Here is a 21,883-nt window from a genome sequence, read left to right as displayed (position 1 = left end):
GTTTTTTTTATTGCAACTAGCGCGAGATGAGAACTCACGAAATGAGTTCGACTAACTTGCCCCATGAGCAAAGCGAATATCGGGCAAGTTAGAGATTTTGGCGCAAGCCAAAACCCGCAGGGCAAAAGTTGAAACGAAGTGAAACTTTTGTCTAATCTCGCGTTCACTGATGAATGCTTAGACAAAAATGAAACGAAGTGAAGGCTTTGTCTAATCTCGCTTCAACAGGCGTCACTCTCGCTATTCCGCTTCCGACTACGCCGACAGTGTCTTCAGCAATTCTTTCTTGGTTGCACCTAACGCGAAGAACATCTTGATCATCAGTTCAAGGGAAACGCTGGAGTCCGCATGTTCCACTTTGGCATAACGAGACTGGCTCGTTTTCGCGATAATTGCGGCAGAGACTTGAGTTTCACCAAGAGACTTCCGCTTGGCAACCAACGCCTTAGCCAAAGCGACCTTCATTTCAACAATCGCCATTTCAGCAGGACTCAACTCCAAAAACTCGTCGACATCCCCGACTTTCCATCCCTTCTTCTGCAGTCTTTCTTTCTTCAACTTATCCATAAACTAATCCTCCGCATCATAAGATTTCAATCGTTGACGACACAAGTCCAGAATTTCATCAGGCGTCTTGTTCGTTTTCTTTTCCGTCCATAAAATCACAACTATTGCATCCGCATCAATCCGATAAAATAATCTCCATATCTTATTTTCATCTCGAATGCGAAGTTCATGACAATGCGCTCCAATTGACGGCATCGGGCGACTCTGTGGAAGCGACAGATTCATTCCCGATTGCAGTAATCGTAACAGATATCCGGTTTCTATCCTCGCTTTTTGAGATAACGGTGGTGTCTGCGGTTGTTCATGCAACCAGACCAATGGTTTATGACTCGGACTCATAAAATATATATCAGATTCGACATAATATCAAGGGTTAAGGTGAATTTTTTTACCCCCTATTACTATACACGCTGTTTTGGGACGTTTGAATACCGATTTCACGAAAAATTTATTTCTTTTTACAACGCAAAAAAAACACCATTTATAAATTTTCTTGAACATCATGGCGTTTTTTGACTATATTATTGGTGTAAAGAAGAGGTTTTATCGAAAAATAACGATTAAACATATTTGAGCTTTGCTCTTGGCTTCCTGTTGGAATCGGCAAAATTTTAACTCTAGAAGATTCAAGATGCATAGGTTCACGCCGCGTGGCGTGGGTTTTTGCATTTATTTCTAGAATGGTTTTGCCGAACCTCAACAGGGTAATAGCATTAACTCCACGCTTTTTTTGTGGAGTAAAGTTATCCAAGGGTATGTTTTTTTAACCAAGGAGATAACTATGAAATTCACAAAACTAACACTCGCTATTACTGTTGTCGCGGCATCGGCATTTCTGTGTGCTTGTGACGATTCCAGTTCTGCTAAGGATGAAGCTTCTGAAAACAATGCTACTCCTGCACAGACGCAAACTCCATCGGACGTGTTCTCGAAACATGAAGAATACTCATACGTGCTAGTCTTTGGGGAAGTCTGTAGTTGGGGACCCGCCATTAACGACATCCAATATGATTTTGGCCCAGGGCGCTCCGTGACAATGACAATGATTAGTCCTGACGGAACAACTACAATAACAGGCATGTATCAAAAAACTAAAGATGAAGACGGAGAAGAATATTATATGATTCAACTCAAGGATTCAGATTTAACATATGAATATTATCCTGACGACGCAATCACCTTTACAAAGGACAATACATTATACGTCTACGCCAAAGACAAAAAAGATATCGAAATGTTTACCGCTTTAAACTGCGCCGAATAATTTATAAAACATCTCTTATCCCCCCCCTGTTACAACACCCGGGGTTTTTAAGGGGCGGAGCGCCCTTAGGCGAGGGGGTAACGTCAGACACGGCGATAGCCTGGCCGCAAAGCGAACATTCCGGAACGGCCATGTGAGCTTAAAGCCCCATGCGTTAAGCTGGGGCTGTAGTGAGAGTGAGACGCAAGTCGAACGGTCATGTAAGAGCGAGACGAGCACTTTTCTGGAGCCGTGGGCATTTGTAGCAAGGGCGTTGCCCCGGAACAAGTCCGGGGCAGGCTCTAGCGCGGCGACTGAGCGCCCGTTAGAAACGTGAAAACATCTTTTTACATGGAATTCAGTCTCAATTTTGCCTAAAAAAGCGTGTACATATAAAGATAGGGACAACTCTCTATTCGCTTTTCGGGGGCTGTTCCCCGGTTTAGGAAAAATAGAATGAAACGTGATGAATTCGCGCAGTTTCTTGGTGAACTCAGAAAAACGAATGAAAACGGGCAAGACATTGACGCATTTGTCAAACAATACGAACACAGGAACGTGTATTTCTACAACGACGGATGCATCAAGAAAATCCTTGCCAGCGAAAAGAACTTGATTCTCACGACGGACCTTGTGAATGCGGCTCTAGGCTTGATCGGCTCGGACCGCATCGCTAATCCGAAGCTCGTGAACCCGTTCATTCCTGGCGAGCTTGGTTACCACAGTGTCGAACCGGACATTTTGCTGACGAATGATCGCGGATCAGATGCACCGCGTGACCGCATTTCGATTGAGGTGCAACACGAGGACAACAATTCCTTGTTCAAGGATCGTCTTGTCCTTTACGTGGCCCGCCTTACAAACAATATGGTGAAACAGGGCGAAGTTCCGCAACTCGAAAACTTGCACGTGGTCAGTTTCCAGTTCTTTGACGCGTTCGCGAAGTCGCCAAATTACCGCCATACGGTGCAGCTGAAAAATCAGGAACAGGAGGTTTACTTTGACCGCCAGACAGTGACGTTGGTTGAAGTGGCGAAGTTTCTCAAGAACGCGAAGGACTATGTCGGCGACAACTGCCGCTTGGCTCAGTGGCTCCGCGCCATCGACACGTTGAATCGCGAAGCCGATTTCAGTGAATTTGCGAACGATCCCGTGTTCAAGCTCTTGCAAAACGAGGTGAAATTATGTAATTTCAGTTCGAGGTATCTTATGACTGTAGACATGAGCGATTTCGACCGGGCTGTAGCCGAGTATTCGACGAAAATGGATATTGCGAAGAAAATGCTTGAAAATAAAGAGCCTCTTCAAAAGATTGTTTCTTATACGGGACTTCCGGAAGCTAAAATTCGCAACTTGAAGTAAATCTTTAAACAAACGTGGCGGTCGAAAGGCCGCCGATTCCATATATGGCGTGCGGAGCAGGCTGAGCCGTGGCTAGAGTTAGGGGGACCCCTCCCCCTCCTAAAAATAATCGCAATTTTGCAATCAATTGATTGCACGCATTAGACGTTTCTTGTTTTATCTTTCGCAAAGAATTAAGGAAATTGCGAAAAATGACAAGGCCTCCCACTTTACAACATTTACACCACAGACACTTTACAAACGCAACTAATTGTTGTATATTTAGAGGTATGAGTACCGTGGTAACAAACATACGAATCGACAAAGAGCTCAAGGCTCAGGCAACCGAACTATTCAACGACTTGGGCTTGACGCTCTCCCAAGCGTTTACGGTTTTCCTGAAGCAAGCCATTCTGCACCACGGCCTGCCTTTTGCCGTTACAAGACCTCCGTCCAAAGAACTCCTCGAAGCCATCAAGGAAGGCGAAGAACTCGCCCACGATCCTAATGCAAAAACTTATGCTTCACCGCAGGAGCTATGGGACGAACTTGGCATATGACAACTTACTACCGCACGCACCTGACCGAGAATCCGAAGTTCTTGGGTTTGGACATGTAGCCGAACGCCATGGATTTACTGGTGAGGTACCACACGCGGGCAGAGCCGGGAGCAACGCCTTCGGAGGAATCGTCAGCGCTCCAGAAGAAGGCGAATTTGGCGGTGTTGCCGTAGGTTTCGTCGTCGAAGCGGTTGCCGGCGGGCATCGCCGAGAATTTGAGAGTGTCGTTGCCGTTGGTGTCACCCGACCAGCCGTAATCGGCCTTGATCAAGTAACCCGCGTTAAAGTCGGCGCCCGCCGCGGTCCAGAGGCTTTCGAAGTCGGCGTGCGTGGGCAAGCGGAACCCGGCGGGGCATGCCTTTTTGGCCGCATCCCAAGTGTAGAGCCTGCCGTAGACCATGCACTGGTCGTCATCATCTTTGTAGCAGAAACCGCCCTCGGTTTTGTAATTCAGGTTGTCGCCCAGCCATTCGAGGCCGGCAATTTTCACCGTGCGGTACGTCTGCTTGTCGCGCGGGTCCTTGAACTCGTTTTTCTTTTTAGACTTCGGTGCAGCCATGGAGTTAACCACGAACAAACTTATCAAAGCCACAATCAACACATTTTTCATCGGCGTAGAATATAAAAAAACTGCTAGGAACTTCCTAGCAGCTTTTTGCAAGATTTTAGAAAACCTGCGATTACTTAGCTTCGGCAGCCGGAGCAGCTTCAGCAGCGTCGTCAGCCTTCTTACCGCTCTTAGCAGTAATGGTGAAGATAACGGTGCGCGGCTTGCAAGCGAGTTCGATACCGTCTTCGAGCTTCAGGTCCTTGGCGTAGAACGTTGTCGGAGCCGGGAATTCGGAGATGTCCATTTCGAGCACGGCCGGAATCTTGGTCGGCACAGCGGCGAGCTGGATGTAGCGGTTCTGCTGAGCGAAGGTACCACCCTGGGTCTTGACACCAACCGGGAGGCCGTTGAGCTTGACGAGAACGCGAACCTTGACCTTGGTAGCATCGTCGATCTTGAGGAAGTCGATGTGTTCGATTTCCTGAGTCAGCGGATTCTTCTGGTAGTTGTAAATTACGGCAGCGTTGCCGGCCTTGCCATCAATTTCCAAATCGAGAAGCGTGTAACGCTTACCCGGGGCGAGGACCTTGCGAACATCGATTGCGCTAACGCTGATATTCACGGACTCCTGACCCTTACCATAATAGACAGCCGGGATCTGGCCAGCCTTGCGAAGGCGGGCGTTGTCGCGGCTCTTGCCTAGCACTCTCGAGGTTGCTGCGAGCTTTGTGAGTTCCATAATTTTACTCCAATTAGTAAATGGTTAAAAAATTCATTGGGGTAGCTGGATTCGAACCAACGAATAACGGAATCAAAATCCGTTGTCTTACCACTTGACGATACCCCAATGGTGGCGCAAATATAGCAAATTTACGCCTTTTTCAAAGGGTTAGGGCTAAAAACCCTCAAAAAAGCGGGTCACCACCTGGTATCTAGAGATGGGTTTCAGCTCTTCGGCGGCCTCTTTTGCCTGCTTGCGAGTTGCAAAAACGCCAAAAACAGACGCTCCTGACCCCGACATCAGGACGGATTTCGCCCCGAGGCGCTTGAACTCATTTTTCATCTCTTCGACAAGCGGATGCCTAGGAAACACAGACTCTTCAAAAGCATTGAAGGTATTGGCAAGCGCAAAGTCAATCGACGCGGCCTTGCCCGTGCGCATGCACTTCGCCCTGTAAGTTTCCCAGCGGTCCGGACCAGACTTTGGCACCCCTGCATAGGCATCCTTGGTCGGAACCGAATCATGCGGAGTGGCCACCAGTAGGTACTGTTCGTCGTTCAACTGCAGAGGCTTTACAAAAGTGAGCTTTTCACCAATCCCTTCGGCGAAAGCTGTGCCGCCTCGCACCAAGAACGGCACATCGGCCCCGAGACGGGCACCAATTTCTTCAAGCTTTTCAAACTTGAACTTGAGCTTCCACAGCTGGTTCAACAAACGAAGCGTCGCAGCAGCGTCTGCAGAACCACCGCCGAGGCCTGCACCCAGGGGCATTACTTTGTTCAAATAAATGTCTGCACCGAGGGTCGAACCCGATTCTTGCTGCAAGAGCTTGGCGGCCTTGTAAACCAAGTCCGTTTCCAGCGGATAATTCTGCGGTTCGTTGTAGCAAAGCGTAATCCGACCGTCCTGGCGCGGCTCGGCACTTACAGTATCGCCAGCGTCGATGGTCTGGAAGAGGGTGCCCAAATCATGGTAGCCATCTTCACGTTTACGAATAACATCCAAAAACAAATTAATCTTGGCAGGAGCGTATTCTTTCATACCGTTAAACTTAGCAAAAATATTTCTAGAAAAACTAAATGACCATCACCGTAAAGTCATCAAAATGGTCTACACGGCGATTCAATCAGAAAAAAAAACAACACATAATATTCAAAAAAGCTGTTCCGATAGGACAGCTTTTCTTTTAAAATGATTTTAAAGGAAACTTACCCGAATTTCCCGGAGCGTTCCATGTTCTGGATTTCTTCGATGCCAAGGAGCATGGCGCGGGGTTTGCTGTTACCCTTGGCAGGGCCACACACGCCGAGGCTGTAAAGTTGGTCCACAATTTTACCGGCTCGGCTGAAGCCCACGCTAAAGTGGCGCTGCACCGCCGAGGTCGAAAGCCCGCGGCATTCGACCGCCCAAACAGCCACATCGTAAAGCAGCTTGTCGAGCTTGCCAAGGTCCTTTCCGCCGCCTTCGCCATCTTCGTCGCCTTCGCCGTCGCTGACGTCGAACGATTCCACCTGCGGGTAGAATACGTTCTGGTCGGAGCAGGCATCGGCAAGCTTTTCGGCTTCTTCGTCGCTTAAGAAGGCTCCGTGAACACGAACCGGTTCCGGATCGTTCACGGCCTTGTAAAGCATGTCGCCGCGCCCCAAGAGCTTTTCTGCGCCGGCATGGTCCATGACCGTGCGGGCGTCAATCTGGGACGCCACCTTGAAGCTGATACGCGTCGGCAAGTTCGCCTTGATAATACCAGTGATAACCTTCACCGACGGGCGCTGCGTGGCAAGCACCAGATGAATACCCACGGCACGAGCCTTTGCGGCAAGGCGCGCCACGTTCTTTTCAATTTCCTTGCCAGCGACCATCATAAGGTCCGCCATTTCATCGATAATCACCACGATAAATGCCATGCGGTGACTGCGGTCTTCTTCGGGCACTTCATCAGGCAACTCGCCCGCCTCAAACTTCGCGTTAAAGCCGCCAATGTTACGCACCTTCGCCGATGCCAAAACTTCAGTTCTGCGGTCCATCTCGTAGCACAGCCACTGCAACGCCTGAATGGCAATTTCGGGCTTGGTAATGACAGGCGCCAAGAGGTGCGGGATGTTTTCGTACATTTTGAGTTCCACCGCCTTCGGGTCCACCAGAATCATGCGGAGTTCGTCAGGAGTCTTACTAAAGAGCATAGACGCCATGAGAGCGTTAATGCAGACAGACTTACCGGAACCCGTCTGGCCTGCAATCAGCAAATGCGGAGCCTTAGCCAAGTCCATCGTGAACGCTTCGCCGGTAATGTCTTTACCGAGCGCCACCAGAATCTTTTCGGGCGAGGGCTTAAACTTTTCGCTCTGGAACACATCGAGGCTGTACACCGTCTGGAATTTGCGGTTCGGAATCTCGATACCGACAGCAGCCTTGCCCGGAATCGGGGCTAGAATACGCACCGAAGAAACCTTGAGTGGAAGCGCCAAGTCTTCTTGCAAGGCAGAGAACCGGCTCACCTTCATGCCTGGGCCCGGTTCCACTTCAAATCGCGTAATCATCGGGCCCGTTTCACAACCGATCACGCGGCCTTTCACCTTGAAGTTTTCGAGTTTTTCTTCAAGCATCTTGCCGATAGCGTTCAGTTCTTCTTCGCTGTAATCGGCGGTCTGCGGCTCATGTTCTTCCAGAATGTCACTAATGGCAGGCACCTTGTATTCGTCGTAAACCGTGGTCGGGTCTCGCTGCGGAATCGGGGCAGCCTTCATACCCGCTGTTGATGTACCGCTCGGCACATTCCCAATCGAAGCCCCCAGTGTTCCATCCGGCATCTCAGGGACATCACCCACATCGTCGGCACCATAAACTTCCGGTACAAAAGTATCATCATCCGAAGCGGGCGCACCCATCGTCTCGGCCCCATCGCCACCGAGCAAGTCTTCGGCATTCACGTTTCCGCGAGTCTGTTCACCCGCCATCACCGTGCGGTCATCAGACGGAACCTGCGTCATGGACCTTTGCGTTACACCCTTGGCGGCAGGCATTGTCCCCGTCGGCATCGCATTGTCGGCCACAGTCCGCGCATCCATAGCCCCCGTCATCGGAGAACCTTCACGGCGCACATCGCCCTTCACTTGCATACGGCCGCGATGATCCTTTTCCCAGGCAATCAAGTCACGGGCTCGCTTGAGGGCCGCAATTTTCTCCTTGACTTCCACGATTTCAAGGGCGTTCATCTTGCCGCCATTCTGGCGCAAGTAATCTTCGAGCCTGCGGATTTCAGGATCTTCGTCCAGGTTATACTCGCCCGCAACGTTGTTCGTAGGTTCTGATTGCGGCTGAACCACCTCTTTCACCTGGTGCGGCGTCATGGTCTGCAGCACTTCATCCGGAACATCGGGGATTTCGTCCAAGGAACCATTCAAACTGAATTCATCATCCATCCAGTTACTGCGTCCGTTGAAAGGCGTCACCCTGTTCTTGCGGCGAATCTTGAAACCGTCCGGCTTAATATTCACCGTATTGTCGTCCATGTAAACGCCTCGCGGAAGCCCCGCGAGAGGCAAATTCATATTGGTCGCAACAACATCTAAATTTTCACGGCCGGAGATAGGTTCAACATCGTTATCTGAAGGCTTATTTTTTGCCATGACCGACTTAAGCCAAGATGTCGTTTGCACCACAAACCGGAAATGTCTCGGGCGAAGTCCAAAAGCTAACACAAGAATCAATGCCAGAGCCACAAGCAACAAACAAAGCGGCATCACAATAGATGTCGGACCAAAGAACGGCAACATCACATTCTGGCTAAAGAACTGGCCAAGGACGCCACCATTCTGCGACAAGATCTCCTTAGAAAGATTCTCCTTGCCATAGCTCTTAAGTGCAAGCAGGAAGGACAAGTCTATCGACAGCAACGAAAGCCCCAAGGCGTACCGAACAAAGATAAAACGCCTTACAACCGAAATAAGGGAGAGTCCCCAAAAAGAAAGGGCAAAGGCAACCACCAACGAAGGTAGCCTTCCAAAGAAAAAGGCAAGCCATCCGGGCAGAAGCTTTCCGAGATAGGGCCCCATCATATTTCCCTGGGAACCGCTATAAACCGAGCAAATGCAACCTAGTGCGACAAAGGCACCCAATGCAACCAAAAACCAGCCGCCCACAATCATGCCAAAACTCTGCGATTCAACATCGCCAGTCACCTTTTTGGTTGGTTTCGCCGTTTTTCCCGTTTTTTTCGATGAAGTTTTCTTTTGACTAGCCAAAAAAGCCTCCGCAATTACCTTGTAAATATAGCATTTATTATCTTTTTTCCCATGCAAATAAAGTTTTCTAAAAAGATTAAGAAAGTCCTTTCGGGCTTTAGCTTTTCGGCAGTCATTGTACTCATCATTCTCATTTTTGGAAGTACGCAAAACGACATCCAGGGTTCGACCCGAAACGGGGCCGAAGCCATGGAAAACATCTTCTACGACCTGTTTTTCAAGGCCGCCACACATTCCGACAAGGCTCTCGACGAAGACAACACCTTGCACAGGCGTATCTCCTTCAGCGACAGCACCGACCCCAACATTTTCATTGTTGATATCGACGAACCTTCCCTGACCAAGCTCGGAAACTATAACGAATGGGATCGTTCCATTCACGCCAAGGTCATCCAGAACCTAAGCGAAGGAGGTGCTGCGGCGGTCAGCTTCGATATTTTGTTCAAGAACGCCGACTTTGGAATACAGAAGACAAACCAGGCGGTAAGCGTTCTCAAGAAAATCGCCCCCGAAGCCGAAGTGGACTCCCTTTACCCAGCACTGCTTGCCAACTACAACTTCGATTCCATGTTGGTTAGCGCCGTCAGAGAAAGCGGAAATGCCATTGTTTGCTTCATGTTTGACGACCGCAAGTCCTACAAGCATCCCTCGCAATGGATTCCCCTGAGCACCAAAGAACGCGCTGACGATATTGGATACACTTCCACCCTGGACACAACCCAGGTAGACAAAATCGACGATGTAGAGCCCAAGGACCTGCTCGACAACATTTTCCCAGAACTTGCACAGGCGGGTGCAAAATTCGGTTCAGTGAACGCCTACCCCGACAACGACGGCGTTGTTCGAAAAGTCGCCATGCTCTACCGATTCCCCAATCCCTCCTTAGACATTCTTTCTCTGTTGGACACGAACAACGCAAGCGATAGGGAAAAGATCCACTCCATTATGGAAAACGATCCCGAAAAGAGCTACGTGTACTCCACCATGTCGCTCATGACAATCCTGCACCTGTTCCACAAGGATCCCAAGGACGTGGTTGTCAAGATGGGTCAGTACATTGATGTGGGAAAGCCTTTTGGCATTTACCGCGACTCAGCAGGAATCTTTCACACGACATACCCGAATTTCAGCTATCACATGTTCCTGTTGCTCAAAGAAACGCTTTCCGAAAAGAAGATTCAGTCTAGGGCAAGCAACGAAATCCTGGAAATATCGAACAAGGTTTTTGCAAAAAAAGATTCGAACGGGAAATTGTTTCTCGATATTTCTAATGGAGGCGCAAGCAGCAGCCTAGACGCAGAACAGTCCGCCCTGCTCATGAAAGTTAATACGGAACAGCTAGATTCGCTAGCCGAAAACGAAAAAATACGACTTACAAGCAACTATTTCCTAAGAAAAGATACCGAGGACGAGGGTTTCTTCCAAATCGTCAAGGACCTGGAAGAGGACGAAGATGAAGAAGACGAAGAAACGATTGATTTCACGGAAAGTACCGTCAAGACTCTTGCTTTCTACAAGGACACGCTTGCGCACATGCCGTCCGGCAAGAAACTGATTCTTTCGCTTGACATGCAAATCAGCTTCAACAAGAACACCAAGAAATGGAATTCCAACCAAGCCATCCTTTCCGATGCCGTCATCCGTGACATTCAAGCAACTAGCGACGAGGCTATCAACAATCTGAAACCCGGACAGGAGCTCCGCTTCGGCAACGTGAAACGCATCCCGATCAACCGCTATGGGCGTTACCAAGTCAACTACAAAGGTCGCTATAACGAAACGAACAACAGGCGTTTTCGGCACCTTTCCTACTTTGATGTCTACAAGGGACGCGTCGACAACCTGTTCTACCAGGGCAAAATATTCATCCTAGGCTCGGCCGCGGCGGCCCTTTTCGACTTTGTTCCTGGGCCGCACGAAGAAAACTACCCCGCCGTTCTAATTCACGCCACCATCATGAAGAACATTCTCGAAGACGACTACCTTGTGACCCTCGACGAAAAGAACCAGCGAATTATCGTCATCCTGCTCGCACTGCTCTGCCTTATCCTAGGTCTCTACTTCAAGAGCTACATCTCGGTGGCCCTTTCGCTTATATTGATGTTCGTCTACAGCTATGTTGCCTACAAGTACTTCCAGAGCGGGCTCTACATCGGCGTTTCAAAGCAGTTGCTCGCCATGCTCCTCACCAACATTACGGCACTAGTCGTGCAGTTCTACTTCGAAAACAAAGAAAAGAACTTCATCAACAACGCCTTTAAGCAGTACATATCGCCAGAACTAATATCTGCCATGGTGGACAACGAAATCATGCCGACCTTGGGTGGCGAAAAGTCAAACATTACCGCCTACTTTACCGACATTGCAAGCTTCTCCACCTTCTCCGAAAAAATTGGCGACCCGAGTAAGCTAGTTGATCTCTTGAACGAGTACCTAACTGCCATGACCGACACACTCCTTTCGAACAAGGGTACACTCGACAAATACGAAGGAGATGCCATCATCGCGTTCTTTGGAGCGCCCATGCCGCTCCCTAACCACGCACAGAACGCCTGCGAATCTGCGGTCGACATGCAGAAGAAGCTAATGCAGCTGCGTAAAAAATGGGAAAGCGAAGGCGATAAGTGGCCAAAGGTCGTTCATGACATGCATATGCGCATCGGTATCAACTCCGGCGACATCGTGACGGGCAACATGGGATCTTCGATGCGTAAGAACTACACCATGATGGGCGACGCCGTGAACCTTGCTGCACGTCTTGAAAGTGCGGCCAAGCAGTACGGAGCCTACATTCAAATCAGCGAAGACACCCAGAAGCACCTAGAGCCAGGCTACTTCATCTACCGCTCGCTCGACACCATCCGCGTGATTGGCAAGAGCCAGCCCGTCAAGACTTTTGAACTTCTGGAAAAAACCGGCTGCAAGAACGAGGCGAAGCTCACCGAACTGGTTGAAATTTGGGAAAAGGCTCGTACCTGCTACCTCAACATGCAATGGGACGACGCCATCGCCCTGTTCACCAAGTGTCTGGACCTGGAACCGCACCATCCCGACCGCGACCCAGGTAGCAAGACAACGCCATCGCATATTTACATCAAACGTTGCGAAGCCTACAAGGTCAACCCGCCGGTAGCCCCGGGCGAAACCTGGGACGGCGTTTTCACCGCTACGGAAAAGTAATCACAACCTATCTACAAAGAAAACGAGCTTGGAATTTTTCCAAGCTCGTTTCTTTTTGACAAAATTAACTTAAGATTTTTTAATTCAATTCAATATTGTCAATGAGCCTCGTCTTTCCAAAGAATGCGGCGACCAAAATAACCACCTTGTCTTCGGCTCCAAGAATTCCAGAGAACTTCTGCAAGTCCTTCTGGTTCACCACCTCGACAAACTGCACGATGCCGTGGGCGGCAATGATCGACTTCAACACAATATCGCGAAGCTTACTGACCGAACGTTCGCCCTTCGCATAGGCATCCTTGGCATCCCGGAGTCCAAGGCTGATTGACAAAGCGTTTTTGCGTTCGTCTTCACTCAGATACTCGTTGCGGCTCGAAAGGGCTAGTCCCGATTCTTCACGGACAATCTTCACACGATGAATCTGAATGTCGAAATTCAAGTCCTTCACCATACGCTCAATCAGGAACACCTGCTGGTAATCTTTTTCGCCAAAGTAGGCATGGTCACAACCCGAAATCAAGAACAGCTTCGAGACAACAGTCAAGACTCCACGGAAATGTCCCGGACGATATGCGCCGCAATACATGCTTTCCAGGGATTCGTCACGAACCATGGTGAGCGGGTCGCCTTCGGGGTACATTTCAGCAACGCTCGGAGCAAATACATAATCGGCCCCAAGGGATTCGGCAAGCTTTGCATCGGCTTCTAGGCGCTTGGGGTACTTATCCAAGTCTTCATTTTTGCCGAACTGGATTGGATTCAAGAACACACTCACCACCGTAACGTCGCAATTCTTGACCGATTCCTTGATCAAGGCACCGTGTCCCGCATGGAGTGCGCCCATGGTGGGAACAAGACCAATAGTTTTCCCCTGCTTGGAAAGTGGTTTTAAAATCTTGCGCAGGGAATCAACTGTATTTACGATTTGCATCATTTACCTTCTGGAACAAAATAAGTCGTCTGCTTCGGGCACTGGGCAATTGCGTTCAGCACCATCTGCAGATCGGCTTCGTTATGGACAAAGTCAATGTTGTCTGTATTTATGATAAGGACCGGGGCATAGGGGTAATTCCAGAAATGGTCGTCGAAACGATCCATCAAGCCCTTCAGGTAAGCCCCTTCGATACTTTTTTCCATGTTTCGACCACGGCCATGAATTCGTTTCAATAGCGTCGGAACAGAAGCTTGCAAGTAAACAACCAGGTCTGGCCGAGGAATATCGTGGTTCAGTGCGCGGGCGACCTGTTCATACATGGCATATTCGCTTTCGGAAAGGTTCTGCGCCGCAAAAATTTGGTCTTTGTCGTAAGTGTAGTCGCTGACCAGCAGATCGTGGAACAAGTCGCTCTGCAAAGCAGAATGCTGCAACTGCTTCAGACGGTCCAGCAAAAAGAAAAGCTGGGTCTGGAATGCGTAGGCTTCCTTATTCTGATAGAACTTTTCAAGAAACGGGTTATCGACAAAGTTTTCCTCGATAAACATGGCCTTCCAACGCTCTGCAATGATTTTCGCAAGCGATGTCTTACCTACACCGATAGGTCCTTCTATAGCCAAAAAATGAACGCCCTTTTCTATAAGCATATCAGGGTTCCTCCGAAGAAATCACACGGAACGGAATCTTTTCTTCTTTCTGCAAAAGGTTTGACAATAGGTCCTTGACCTTAGTCCCAAGCTGCGGATCTTCCCATTCGGGGGCGACATCGTTTAAGGGGACAAGGACAAACTGCCTGTTAACAATCTGCGGATGCGGCAGACTAGGACGCCCGTGACGAACTTCCTTGCCGAAATAGAGGAGATCCAAGTCGATTTCCCTTGAATTCCAATGTCCACGCGGTTTACGTCCTAGAACAAATTCGGCGCCCTTTAGGTAATGGAGCAAACGAGTTGACGTTCCCGAATACCAGAAACTGACGACCTGGTTGAAATAGGGACCCTGCCCCGCCGGTCCAACGGGAGGAGTCTCGTAAATCGGGCTTTCCTTCCAGCCTCCCGATGAGACTTTTCTGAGCATTTCTCGCCCTTCGCTCAAATGCTTTGAGCGATTCGGCAAATTCGATCCCAGTGCAACAAATACTCGTTCTAAAGAATCCACGCCATAAATATAGATATTAATTTCTATATTTACACCCGAAACAAACCATTCACCCTCATTCAAGGTTTATTATGAAACTTTCTGCACTCCTCATCACCCTTACATCCATCGCCGCCTTCGCTGAAGAAGCCGCACCCGAACAGCAGCCGAGCGCCATCGGAAGCTTCCTTCCGCTGATCCTCCTGTTCGTCGTGATGTGGCTGTTCTTCATCCGCCCGAAGAACAAGGAAATGAAGAAGATGGAAGAGATGCGCAAGGCCCTTAAGAAGGGCGACAAGGTGATCACTACCGCAGGTATCATAGGTACGGTAACAAGCATCGACGAAACCGGCACGAACATTACCGTTCGCACCGCATCTACGACTCTTATTGAGTTTGACAAGTCAGCCATTCTCCGCGTTTTGAACGCAGAAACCGCCTCGGCCGCAAAGACCGAAGAAAAGAAATAAGGATTAGACCATGGCTCTTCTCCCTATTAGAATTTACGGAGATCCGGTGCTCCGCAAAAAGTGCACCCCCATCACCGAAATCACACCCGAACTCAGGCAGCTCGCTAAGGATATGCTCGAGACCATGTACGATGCTCCGGGTTGCGGCCTTGCCGCCCCCCAGGTCGGAAAGAACATTCGGCTTGTTGTCATTGACACCGCCATTCCCGGTGAAGAAGATCCGCGCCCCTACATCATGTTCAACCCCGAATGGGAAGCCGAACCCGATGCAAAGCCCGTCCCTTACGACGAAGGTTGCCTTTCGGTACCGGACATTTTCTGCAACGTCATTCGACCGGACAAGGTTTGCGTGCGCTTTTTCGATATCAACGGAGAGCCGCAGGAAATCCACAACTGCGACGGGCTCTTTGGCCGCTGTATCCAGCACGAAACCGACCACCTGAACGGAGACCTGTTCGTGGACAAGATTTCGACGGCCGACCGCACCATGAATCAGTCCAAGCTCAAGAAAATGGCGAAGGAAACGCAAGCAAGCCTAAAGAAGAAGTAGTCGACAGACCAAAGGAAGATGCTTTTCAAACCTTCACCTATTCTAGCACTAATCATCGGAGTTTCTGCAGCTCTTGCAGATGGCGATTTTGACTTGCCCGATGACGTGCAGAATACCGAAGTCATTCGCTTTGTGCCCATCGAGGCAACATCAACTCAGGAACCCGGGGCACAAAATTCGGAGACGAATTCCGATGTAAGTGCAGCAAAGAACGATGCATCAAACACCGTCGAGCAAGACACCCCCGCAGCATTCAAGGCGCATAAGATTCCAGAAGACTTGAACAGGCCACTCCGTGTCGGGGTGTTCACCGGCGTCAAGGAACTCTACCTAAAATACCAGGGTGAAACCGTACGGGTCACTCCGCACGGCAACAAGGTGAAATTCGAAGCCGGTGAAAATTCCACCGAAGACATTTCCCGAGAATTCAACAGCGAAGAAGGTGGATGCATCGCCGTTGCCGCCGACAAGAAATCCCTTGGCAAGGCATGCTACCCGGGCAGCATTCTTTTTAGAGCAACAAACGGAAGGCTCGACGCCATTAACTCGGTGGATGTTGAAGACTACTTACGCGGAGTCGTTCCCTACGAAATCGGAAAACTTGACAGCAGCCGCATCGAAGCCCTGAAGGCGCAAGCCGTAGCGGCACGCACCTACGCCTACAAGCATTTCAACAGTCGCGAGGCGATGGGTTTCGACGTCTACGCCGACACCAAGGATCAAGTATACAAAGGACTTGCATCGGCAACTCCACTCACCGATGCAGCTGTCAAGGCAACCGCAGGAGTCGTGATGACCTACAACGACGAATTTATCATCGCCTACTACCATTCCACCTGCGGCGGCATCACCGAGACTCTTGCCACCTGGAACCGTGCCGACCTCCCCTACCTAAAATCCGTTCCCGACAAACGCCCCAATGGAAAGCCCTGGTGCGATGAATCCAGCTACACCAAATGGGAACGCCGCTTTGCAGATAAAGAGATTGCAAAACTTTTCAAGGCGAATGCAATCGAAGCTAAGGCTATATTTAGCAGCAAGAACGGAGCCGATTTCAAGAAAATCAAATCCATCAAGATCAAGGACAAGCTGAAAAGCGGGCGCATCATGACGCTCCGCGTCGAAACCGACAAGGGCCACTTCGATGTCCTCACGGACAGAACACGTTGGCTTTTCAAGAAGGCAGGAACCATTCTTCCGTCGTCCTTCTTTAGCATCAAGAAGGACGGCAAGGAATGGGTGCTCACGGGCACGGGTTTTGGGCACGGCGTGGGCATGTGTCAAATGGGAGTGCGCGCTCGTGCCCAGGCCGGGCAAAGCTACCAGGAAATCCTAAGCCACTACTATCAGGGAATTACCCTGGAAAAATTCGAGCGGTAAGAAGATGGCAGGCTCCGTAGAAAAGCCACTTCTCGCAGTCATTAGCCAAGGTTGTAGCGCAAACTTTGGCGATGGTGAAAAGATTGCCCGCCTTTTTGAAGACGACTACCGGATCGTTTTCGGAATGTCCCAACTAAATGACGAGAATCGCGAATGCGAAACACCCGCAGCATTCGTATTGAACGTATGTACAGTCAAGGGAAATGCGGGCGCCCTAAAGCTATTGCGAGAAGCAATCAACTCGGCCCCACATGCTAAGCTGTTTATTACGGGTTGTGCTCCAAAAGATTTCAGGGAAGAAGCCTCCAAGATTTCAGATAAAGTTTTATATACGAGTCTTAAGGATCTGCACGCCAATTATAACACGTCATTGCGAGGAGCGAGAGCGACGAAGCAATCCACCGATACACTCAGGGAAAACCCTCTCATAGGTATCGTGAACATTGAAGAAGGGTGCCTTGACGCGTGCGCCTACTGTTCCACCAGACTCGTTAAGGGCAGACTCCACAGCTACCCCGCCACCGACCTAGTGCAACAAGTGAAAAATCTTGTCGAAGACGGCTGCGTTGAAATCCAACTGACCGGCCAAGACTGCGGCTGCTACGGTTTCGACTTTGGCTCGAATCTCGCCGAGCTCGTTCAACAGATTCTAGCAGATGTTCCCGGCGACTACAAGCTACGACTCGGCATGGGAAATCCGCGCCACATGCTCCAATATCTCGATGGCATCATCGACTGCTTTAAAGATGAGCGCGTATACAAGTTCATCCACCTGCCCGTCCAGAGCGGAAGCAACGATGTTCTGTATGCAATGAATCGCAAGCACAGCGTACAGGATTACATCGACCTTGCCGATGCCATCAACAGACAATTTCCGCTTTTTACCTTGAGCACCGACCTGATTGTCGGTTTTCCCGGTGAATCGGAACGCGACTTCCAAGACACCCTAGACCTTCTCGAAAAGACCCGTCCCACCGTCTGCAACATCACACGCTTCGTGGCACGTCCCAACACCCCCGCCTACAATATAGCAGGCTCCGTTCCCGACGAAATCAAGCACCAGCGTTCAGCGACCCTCGCCGAAGCCTTCCAACGCATCGCAGCAGAAAACAATTCCCGTTGGATTGGCGAAAAAGAAACTGTCACCATTGAAAAGCCGGGCTACCGCAAGGGCACCTACATCGCCCGGAACGCAGCCTACCGCCCCGTCGCAATCGCAAACAAAACACCGCTGAAGCCAGGCGAAAGGTTCACTGTTACAATAACCGCCGCAGAACCCTTCGCCCTTATAGGAACAATAAGCTAATTCTAGCGCATCCCGAAACGCATGGTTTTCCAAACCATCGTTTCGCTTGGTCAAGAAAAAGCCCCGGCTTGACGCCGAGGCTTTTCAAGTTCAATCATGCAAGTCGCTTACTTTGTTTTTGCGCGCTTGTAACCACGCCTGTAGGTTTCATTCGTTCTGGTATAGTACATCGTGTGCATCCATGCCGAAGAACCTTCCCTAACGCAGGACTTGTAGAATTCCTGAACAAAGGTCACCTGATAGATGTAAGGACCCGTGGCCACCATGCGGCCCGACTGGGACACCGGATACATCTTGATAGTCATAAAGCCTGCACCCGTTTCACCGTACAGCGGATATTCAACACCCTTTTCGACGCAAGTTTCGGGATTCGTCATGTTGATTCCGCCCAAAGCGGCACGGAGTTCTTCTTCGTTCATGCTCTTCTGGTACTGGCTCACGAAGTGGCCCAGATGGTCGAACACGCGCACATTGATGCGGAACGGTCCCATCACCGGGTAAGAAATGCTGAAGCAGCTTTCAACGCCATTGGAGAAGCACATTGCTGTACCGGCAGCTTCATTGACGCCATAGACCTTCGTGTTTGCGGCAGCTTCACCACCAAAACCTGTCTGCGAGAAGATGAGCTTTTCTTCGTTGGTCAAGGCGAGCGGGTTGCCGTTCTTACCCACGCCGCCAGGAACAGAGGTAAAGAGAAGGTCTGCGGTCATATCCAGCGGAAGTTCACCATCATTGTTTTCAGCAATCTGAGTCAGGACATTCGCCTTTTCGCTGAAGTCCGGACGCGTAATGGCAGAGTCCAGAACGAACGGAGAGCCCTGTGACGGAGCCTTAAAGTCCGCCTGCGGCCATTCGCTCGGATCATCGGGGTAACCCACCACGGACTTGCCAGAAGAAGATGTAATCTTGAAGGAAAGCTGAGTGTTCCACGCAATCAACTGGTTCCAGGTCTCTTCCGGATTGCTGTAGCCCTGGCTGGTCAGCCAGGCAATGTACTGAGCCTTCTGCTGCACGAATTCGTCGCTCGCCAAGAACTGCTGATCGGTCGGGAAGTTGAACGCCACCATGTCGCCGCCCACCACAATCGAATTGCTCAGCACCTGGCCGCTAGCGTCTCTCAGTTCACCTGTAAAGTTGTACTGCACGCCACTGGCCCCCTGGTTGGCACCTTCGACAACGGAGTTCACATAATAGCCGTAAACTTCCATCTTTTTGGTTCCCGTTGCAGGGTCGGTCACAGGACGCATCACCACGATGGTCGGCTGTGTATTGCCATAGTTTTGAATTGCTTCGAGTGTGGCCTGATCAAGAGTCGTGTTCATGAACATCGTCACAGTCTGGTTGCCCGCAGAGTCAAGCTTTGCAAGCACAGAACCCACGGCCGGCTGACCGTAACGCGACGGGGCAAGTTCCGAAAGCGAAGTACGAATATAGATGTTGGAACCATCGGTCTGACGGTCTGCGTAGAAGAAGTGCAGGTGGTGCCAGGTATTGTCTGCCCACCCTGTGGCATCAGATGCGCCTGTGCAGTTGGTATACTGAGAAAGCGGTTCACCAGCGTGGCAGCCATGGTTATTCTGGGCAAGCGTCTGAATGTTCACGCTACCCGGAGCAGAAAGGTGGGTTCCACCCAGGTCCACAGCAAGCACGCCATCCACAAAGATCCACATGTCGTCGTCGCCTGCAAACTCAAAGACTTCGGGCGTCGGGTACTGGTTGGACGAACGATACTTAAACTTGGCGTACCCCATCATCGTGAATGCATAGTTGCGTAGATGCTGAAGTCCCAGAGCTCCATTAGATGCAGCGGCAGGCCATGCGGCACTGGAATAGACGCCGTTGTCCATTACAGGACCCACATAGCGAGGTCCACCATTCTGGAGCCAGGAGTTGCACAGCTGGTATGTGTTCTGATCGACATAGTCTTTTTGAGTGTTGGCGTATTCGTATTCGTAGGGCGGGCAGAAAATGGAAAGGCTCTGCGGGCCGTACTGTTCGCAAACACCGTTGGGCTGAATGGAGGGGTTGCAGGGCTTTTGGGAAATCCACTGCTTGGTATTCGGATCAATTGTATCGAGCGGAGAATAGCCACCGTTGTTGAAGTTGTAGTCGTACACAAAGTACTTGGAACCACCATCCTGCGGGATGTCCATCGTGGTGTTCGTTCTCAGGTTGACGCGAGCGCCATTCTCGTCCACGGCATCTGTATACCACTGGTGGAAATACTGGTTGTCGCAAAGCTCGTTGGCCTTCAAGATATGGACGCTATCGTACATGTCGTACTCGCCCTTTTCATCGGGTCTGAATTCCAGATACGTCTGGACCATCCCGGGGGTGTAGTACACTTCGTTCGCCCATTCCGTTCCACCGACGCAAACAAAGCCCTTCACATCACCCACAACGTTTTCGTAGCCACGCTGGATAATGCCGTTAACGGTCGAGGTCTTGCACTGTCCGTACTTCAACACAGATGTAGCGGAAGTGCCACGCAGGTAAGGCGGAAGATAAGGGTTCTGGACCATCGGAAGCCCATCTTGACCAATCATGGCACCAGCCTTGGACGCCTTGTTACCGCAAGTGGTATGGTAGGCCGCCTTGGTGGTGTACCAGAAGTCGTCATAACCATAGTAGCTCTGGTTCACACCCGGAACCATGAAATTCTTCTTGGGCTGATTCTTTCTTTTGGCAAGATAGCTCAATTCTCCCTCGGCATAGCCGTCATAGACGCCAGAAAATTCTTCCGAGAAGTTTTCAAAGTCCGGGTGATTCGGCTGGAAGTCACGGATAACAATGTCCAACTGACGGATGTCGCCATCCGCATACAGCAATGCGGCACATCCCAAAATAGTACCGAGGGCAAACTTTGCTTTATAACCAAACATATTCATAAAAAATAACCTCACCTAAACAAAGGGTAAGAACACTCTCTCCTAAATATAAACCTTTTTGCGCTCCATATACATGTAAAAAATTGAAAAATACCCTTTAACCGACCCTTTTTCACTTTTTTATGTGATCTAAAGTACCGATTTTAAGCAAAAGATTTCTAAATAGTACCCCGTATGTCGCTATCTACCCTGTTTACCATCGCCATCGTGCTGATTCTCTTGCGTGTTTTTTGGCTAAAAATCAAGGATGCCAACCTAAAAAGCGAAAGTTTCAAGAAACTTCCTCCCAAAGACCAACTTGCCGTAATCAAGGAATGCCTGTTGAATAATCCCACCGAAGGGAACTTGTCAAACCTGAAGGATTTTTTGGTAAGACAAGGGGCAGACCTCGATGTGGAGTCCTACCGCCCCTTCATGAAAAAACAGCTTGAACTCACTAGGCGCAAGGACGCCCTCGCCGAAGACAACGAACTATTTTGCAACGAAGCTGCCTGGCTCGACAAAATTCGCCCCCTTGAATTTGAAGAAGCGAATGACGCACGGTGCAAAAATCGGCAAGAAGATTACATATCCAACTCCTTGGAAGGTATCGCGAGGCTCTACTCCGACGAAGCAATCCTCCGCGAGCTGGAAGCTCTTGCTCCTGAATACCCCAAGGCAAAAGACCTCGCAGAAGACTATCGAAAACTGATGGAGCTACGCGAAAGCAGCGGTGCCGACGACGACTCACTCGCAAAGCTTCGCAAGGCAAAAAACGCCTGGGAAGATAATTTGTTGCAAATCGACCTTGTTGCCGAAACAAAACAGGGTTAGTA

Annotated in this window: 20 protein-coding genes and 1 tRNA gene; 9 read left to right on the top strand and 12 right to left on the bottom strand. The window is 50.0% G+C overall.

Annotated features, from left to right (window positions below; genetic code table 11):
* Window positions 1–255: 255 nt before the first annotated feature.
* The 3 genes from ACKI61_RS14310 to ACKI61_RS14300 all read right to left on the bottom strand — a co-directional run bounded on the left by ACKI61_RS14310 (window position 256) and on the right by ACKI61_RS14300 (window position 1,318).
* Entirely contained in the window at window positions 256–567 is a 312-nt protein-coding gene (locus ACKI61_RS14310; protein ID WP_407458340.1) for a transcriptional regulator, read from the bottom strand.
* 3 nt (window positions 568–570) lie between these two features.
* Complete coding sequence (locus ACKI61_RS14305) at window positions 571–906, bottom strand: type II toxin-antitoxin system RelE/ParE family toxin (protein WP_407458339.1); 336 nt, start codon at window positions 904–906, stop codon at window positions 571–573.
* A 142-nt stretch (window positions 907–1,048) separates the two neighbouring features.
* Window positions 1,049–1,318 carry a hypothetical protein gene (locus ACKI61_RS14300; protein WP_407458338.1) on the bottom strand — a complete coding sequence of 90 codons (270 nt, stop codon included), beginning with the start codon at window positions 1,316–1,318 and terminating at the stop codon, window positions 1,049–1,051.
* 30 nt (window positions 1,319–1,348) lie between these two features.
* On the opposite strand from ACKI61_RS14300, the gene ACKI61_RS14295 reads away from it, so the two are divergent.
* The 3 genes from ACKI61_RS14295 to ACKI61_RS14285 all read left to right on the top strand — a co-directional run bounded on the left by ACKI61_RS14295 (window position 1,349) and on the right by ACKI61_RS14285 (window position 3,711).
* A complete protein-coding gene (locus ACKI61_RS14295) occupies window positions 1,349–1,831 on the top strand; it encodes a hypothetical protein (RefSeq protein ID WP_407458337.1) in 483 nt (160 codons plus the stop codon).
* Window positions 1,832–2,266: 435 nt separating this feature from the next.
* The gene (locus ACKI61_RS14290) at window positions 2,267–3,172 is read left to right on the top strand and encodes a PD-(D/E)XK nuclease family transposase (RefSeq protein ID WP_407458336.1); all 906 of its coding nucleotides are present in this window, start codon (window positions 2,267–2,269) and stop codon (window positions 3,170–3,172) included.
* A gap of 269 nt (window positions 3,173–3,441) precedes the next feature.
* Complete coding sequence (locus ACKI61_RS14285) at window positions 3,442–3,711, top strand: type II toxin-antitoxin system RelB/DinJ family antitoxin (protein ID WP_073053781.1); 270 nt, start codon at window positions 3,442–3,444, stop codon at window positions 3,709–3,711.
* A gap of 7 nt (window positions 3,712–3,718) precedes the next feature.
* Here ACKI61_RS14285 and ACKI61_RS14280 read toward each other — a convergent pair whose 3' ends face one another.
* The 5 genes from ACKI61_RS14280 to ACKI61_RS14260 all read right to left on the bottom strand — a co-directional run bounded on the left by ACKI61_RS14280 (window position 3,719) and on the right by ACKI61_RS14260 (window position 9,223).
* On the bottom strand, window positions 3,719–4,321 hold the full coding sequence (locus ACKI61_RS14280) for a fibrobacter succinogenes major paralogous domain-containing protein (RefSeq protein ID WP_407458335.1): 603 nt from the start codon (window positions 4,319–4,321) through the stop codon (window positions 3,719–3,721).
* Between the two features lie 70 nt (window positions 4,322–4,391).
* Window positions 4,392–5,000, bottom strand: coding sequence for a 50S ribosomal protein L25 (locus tag ACKI61_RS14275; protein WP_407458334.1), 609 nt, complete (start codon window positions 4,998–5,000; stop codon window positions 4,392–4,394).
* 36 nt (window positions 5,001–5,036) lie between these two features.
* Window positions 5,037–5,108 (bottom strand) — tRNA-Gln (locus tag ACKI61_RS14270).
* A 48-nt stretch (window positions 5,109–5,156) separates the two neighbouring features.
* Window positions 5,157–6,023, bottom strand: coding sequence for a 4-(cytidine 5'-diphospho)-2-C-methyl-D-erythritol kinase (gene ispE, locus ACKI61_RS14265; protein WP_407458333.1), 867 nt, complete (start codon window positions 6,021–6,023; stop codon window positions 5,157–5,159).
* Between the two features lie 167 nt (window positions 6,024–6,190).
* Window positions 6,191–9,223: a DNA translocase FtsK gene (locus ACKI61_RS14260; RefSeq protein ID WP_407458332.1), complete on the bottom strand. Its 3,033-nt coding sequence runs from the start codon at window positions 9,221–9,223 to the stop codon at window positions 6,191–6,193.
* 51 nt (window positions 9,224–9,274) lie between these two features.
* Here ACKI61_RS14260 and ACKI61_RS14255 point away from each other — a divergent pair, with 51 nt between their 5' ends.
* Entirely contained in the window at window positions 9,275–12,403 is a 3,129-nt protein-coding gene (locus tag ACKI61_RS14255) for a CHASE2 domain-containing protein (RefSeq protein ID WP_407458331.1), read from the top strand.
* 79 nt (window positions 12,404–12,482) lie between these two features.
* On the opposite strand, the gene panC is transcribed toward ACKI61_RS14255, so the two are convergent.
* The 3 genes from panC to folK are packed head-to-tail and all read right to left on the bottom strand — an operon-like array spanning window position 12,483 to window position 14,495.
* Window positions 12,483–13,334: a pantoate--beta-alanine ligase gene (panC, locus tag ACKI61_RS14250; protein WP_407458330.1), complete on the bottom strand. Its 852-nt coding sequence runs from the start codon at window positions 13,332–13,334 to the stop codon at window positions 12,483–12,485.
* Window positions 13,334–13,984, bottom strand: a complete 651-nt coding sequence (locus tag ACKI61_RS14245; protein ID WP_407458329.1) for a deoxynucleoside kinase — start codon at window positions 13,982–13,984, stop codon at window positions 13,334–13,336. The genes panC and ACKI61_RS14245 overlap by 1 nt, the downstream gene beginning before the upstream one ends.
* Window position 13,985: 1 nt before the next feature.
* The gene (gene folK / locus ACKI61_RS14240) at window positions 13,986–14,495 is read right to left on the bottom strand and encodes a 2-amino-4-hydroxy-6-hydroxymethyldihydropteridine diphosphokinase (RefSeq protein WP_407458328.1); all 510 of its coding nucleotides are present in this window, start codon (window positions 14,493–14,495) and stop codon (window positions 13,986–13,988) included.
* Between the two features lie 71 nt (window positions 14,496–14,566).
* Here folK and yajC point away from each other — a divergent pair, with 71 nt between their 5' ends.
* Genes yajC through ACKI61_RS14220 form a run of 4 tightly spaced genes read left to right on the top strand, consistent with a single transcriptional unit; the run spans window position 14,567 to window position 18,180 of the window.
* Window positions 14,567–14,944, top strand: coding sequence for a preprotein translocase subunit YajC (gene yajC / locus ACKI61_RS14235; RefSeq protein ID WP_407458327.1), 378 nt, complete (start codon window positions 14,567–14,569; stop codon window positions 14,942–14,944).
* 10 nt (window positions 14,945–14,954) lie between these two features.
* Window positions 14,955–15,494: a peptide deformylase gene (gene def, locus ACKI61_RS14230; RefSeq protein WP_407458326.1), complete on the top strand. Its 540-nt coding sequence runs from the start codon at window positions 14,955–14,957 to the stop codon at window positions 15,492–15,494.
* 18 nt (window positions 15,495–15,512) lie between these two features.
* Window positions 15,513–16,874, top strand: a complete 1,362-nt coding sequence (locus ACKI61_RS14225) for a SpoIID/LytB domain-containing protein (RefSeq protein ID WP_407458325.1) — start codon at window positions 15,513–15,515, stop codon at window positions 16,872–16,874.
* A gap of 4 nt (window positions 16,875–16,878) precedes the next feature.
* Entirely contained in the window at window positions 16,879–18,180 is a 1,302-nt protein-coding gene (locus ACKI61_RS14220; protein ID WP_407458324.1) for a tRNA (N(6)-L-threonylcarbamoyladenosine(37)-C(2))-methylthiotransferase, read from the top strand.
* Between the two features lie 107 nt (window positions 18,181–18,287).
* Here ACKI61_RS14220 and ACKI61_RS14215 read toward each other — a convergent pair whose 3' ends face one another.
* On the bottom strand, window positions 18,288–21,062 hold the full coding sequence (locus ACKI61_RS14215) for a fibro-slime domain-containing protein (RefSeq protein ID WP_407458323.1): 2,775 nt from the start codon (window positions 21,060–21,062) through the stop codon (window positions 18,288–18,290).
* A 180-nt stretch (window positions 21,063–21,242) separates the two neighbouring features.
* Here ACKI61_RS14215 and ACKI61_RS14210 point away from each other — a divergent pair, with 180 nt between their 5' ends.
* Window positions 21,243–21,881 carry a hypothetical protein gene (locus tag ACKI61_RS14210; protein WP_407458322.1) on the top strand — a complete coding sequence of 213 codons (639 nt, stop codon included), beginning with the start codon at window positions 21,243–21,245 and terminating at the stop codon, window positions 21,879–21,881.
* Window positions 21,882–21,883 lie beyond the last annotated feature (2 nt).

This window comes from Fibrobacter sp. (genome assembly GCF_045601785.1).
Taxonomy (GTDB): Bacteria; Fibrobacterota; Fibrobacteria; order Fibrobacterales; family Fibrobacteraceae; genus Fibrobacter.
This window is presented reverse-complemented; position numbering and strand designations above follow the sequence as displayed.

Bases quoted from the DNA above. Each gene is read 5' to 3' on its own strand.
- ACKI61_RS14255 (WP_407458331.1), top strand. From the start codon at position 9,275: ATGCAAATAAAGTTTTCTAAAAAGATTAAGAAAGTCCTTTCGGGCTTT.
- ACKI61_RS14275 (WP_407458334.1), bottom strand. From the start codon at position 5,000: ATGGAACTCACAAAGCTCGCAGCAACCTCGAGAGTGCTAGGCAAGAGC.
- ACKI61_RS14215 (WP_407458323.1), bottom strand. From the start codon at position 21,062: ATGTTTGGTTATAAAGCAAAGTTTGCCCTCGGTACTATTTTGGGATGT.
- ACKI61_RS14210 (WP_407458322.1), top strand. From the start codon at position 21,243: ATGTCGCTATCTACCCTGTTTACCATCGCCATCGTGCTGATTCTCTTG.
- def (WP_407458326.1), top strand. From the start codon at position 14,955: ATGGCTCTTCTCCCTATTAGAATTTACGGAGATCCGGTGCTCCGCAAA.
- ACKI61_RS14280 (WP_407458335.1), bottom strand. From the start codon at position 4,321: ATGAAAAATGTGTTGATTGTGGCTTTGATAAGTTTGTTCGTGGTTAAC.
- ACKI61_RS14290 (WP_407458336.1), top strand. From the start codon at position 2,267: ATGAAACGTGATGAATTCGCGCAGTTTCTTGGTGAACTCAGAAAAACG.
- ACKI61_RS14295 (WP_407458337.1), top strand. From the start codon at position 1,349: ATGAAATTCACAAAACTAACACTCGCTATTACTGTTGTCGCGGCATCG.
- ACKI61_RS14245 (WP_407458329.1), bottom strand. From the start codon at position 13,984: ATGCTTATAGAAAAGGGCGTTCATTTTTTGGCTATAGAAGGACCTATC.
- ACKI61_RS14285 (WP_073053781.1), top strand. From the start codon at position 3,442: ATGAGTACCGTGGTAACAAACATACGAATCGACAAAGAGCTCAAGGCT.
- ACKI61_RS14225 (WP_407458325.1), top strand. From the start codon at position 15,513: ATGCTTTTCAAACCTTCACCTATTCTAGCACTAATCATCGGAGTTTCT.
- yajC (WP_407458327.1), top strand. From the start codon at position 14,567: ATGAAACTTTCTGCACTCCTCATCACCCTTACATCCATCGCCGCCTTC.
- panC (WP_407458330.1), bottom strand. From the start codon at position 13,334: ATGCAAATCGTAAATACAGTTGATTCCCTGCGCAAGATTTTAAAACCA.
- ACKI61_RS14310 (WP_407458340.1), bottom strand. From the start codon at position 567: ATGGATAAGTTGAAGAAAGAAAGACTGCAGAAGAAGGGATGGAAAGTC.
- ACKI61_RS14220 (WP_407458324.1), top strand. From the start codon at position 16,879: ATGGCAGGCTCCGTAGAAAAGCCACTTCTCGCAGTCATTAGCCAAGGT.
- ispE (WP_407458333.1), bottom strand. From the start codon at position 6,023: ATGAAAGAATACGCTCCTGCCAAGATTAATTTGTTTTTGGATGTTATT.
- ACKI61_RS14305 (WP_407458339.1), bottom strand. From the start codon at position 906: ATGAGTCCGAGTCATAAACCATTGGTCTGGTTGCATGAACAACCGCAG.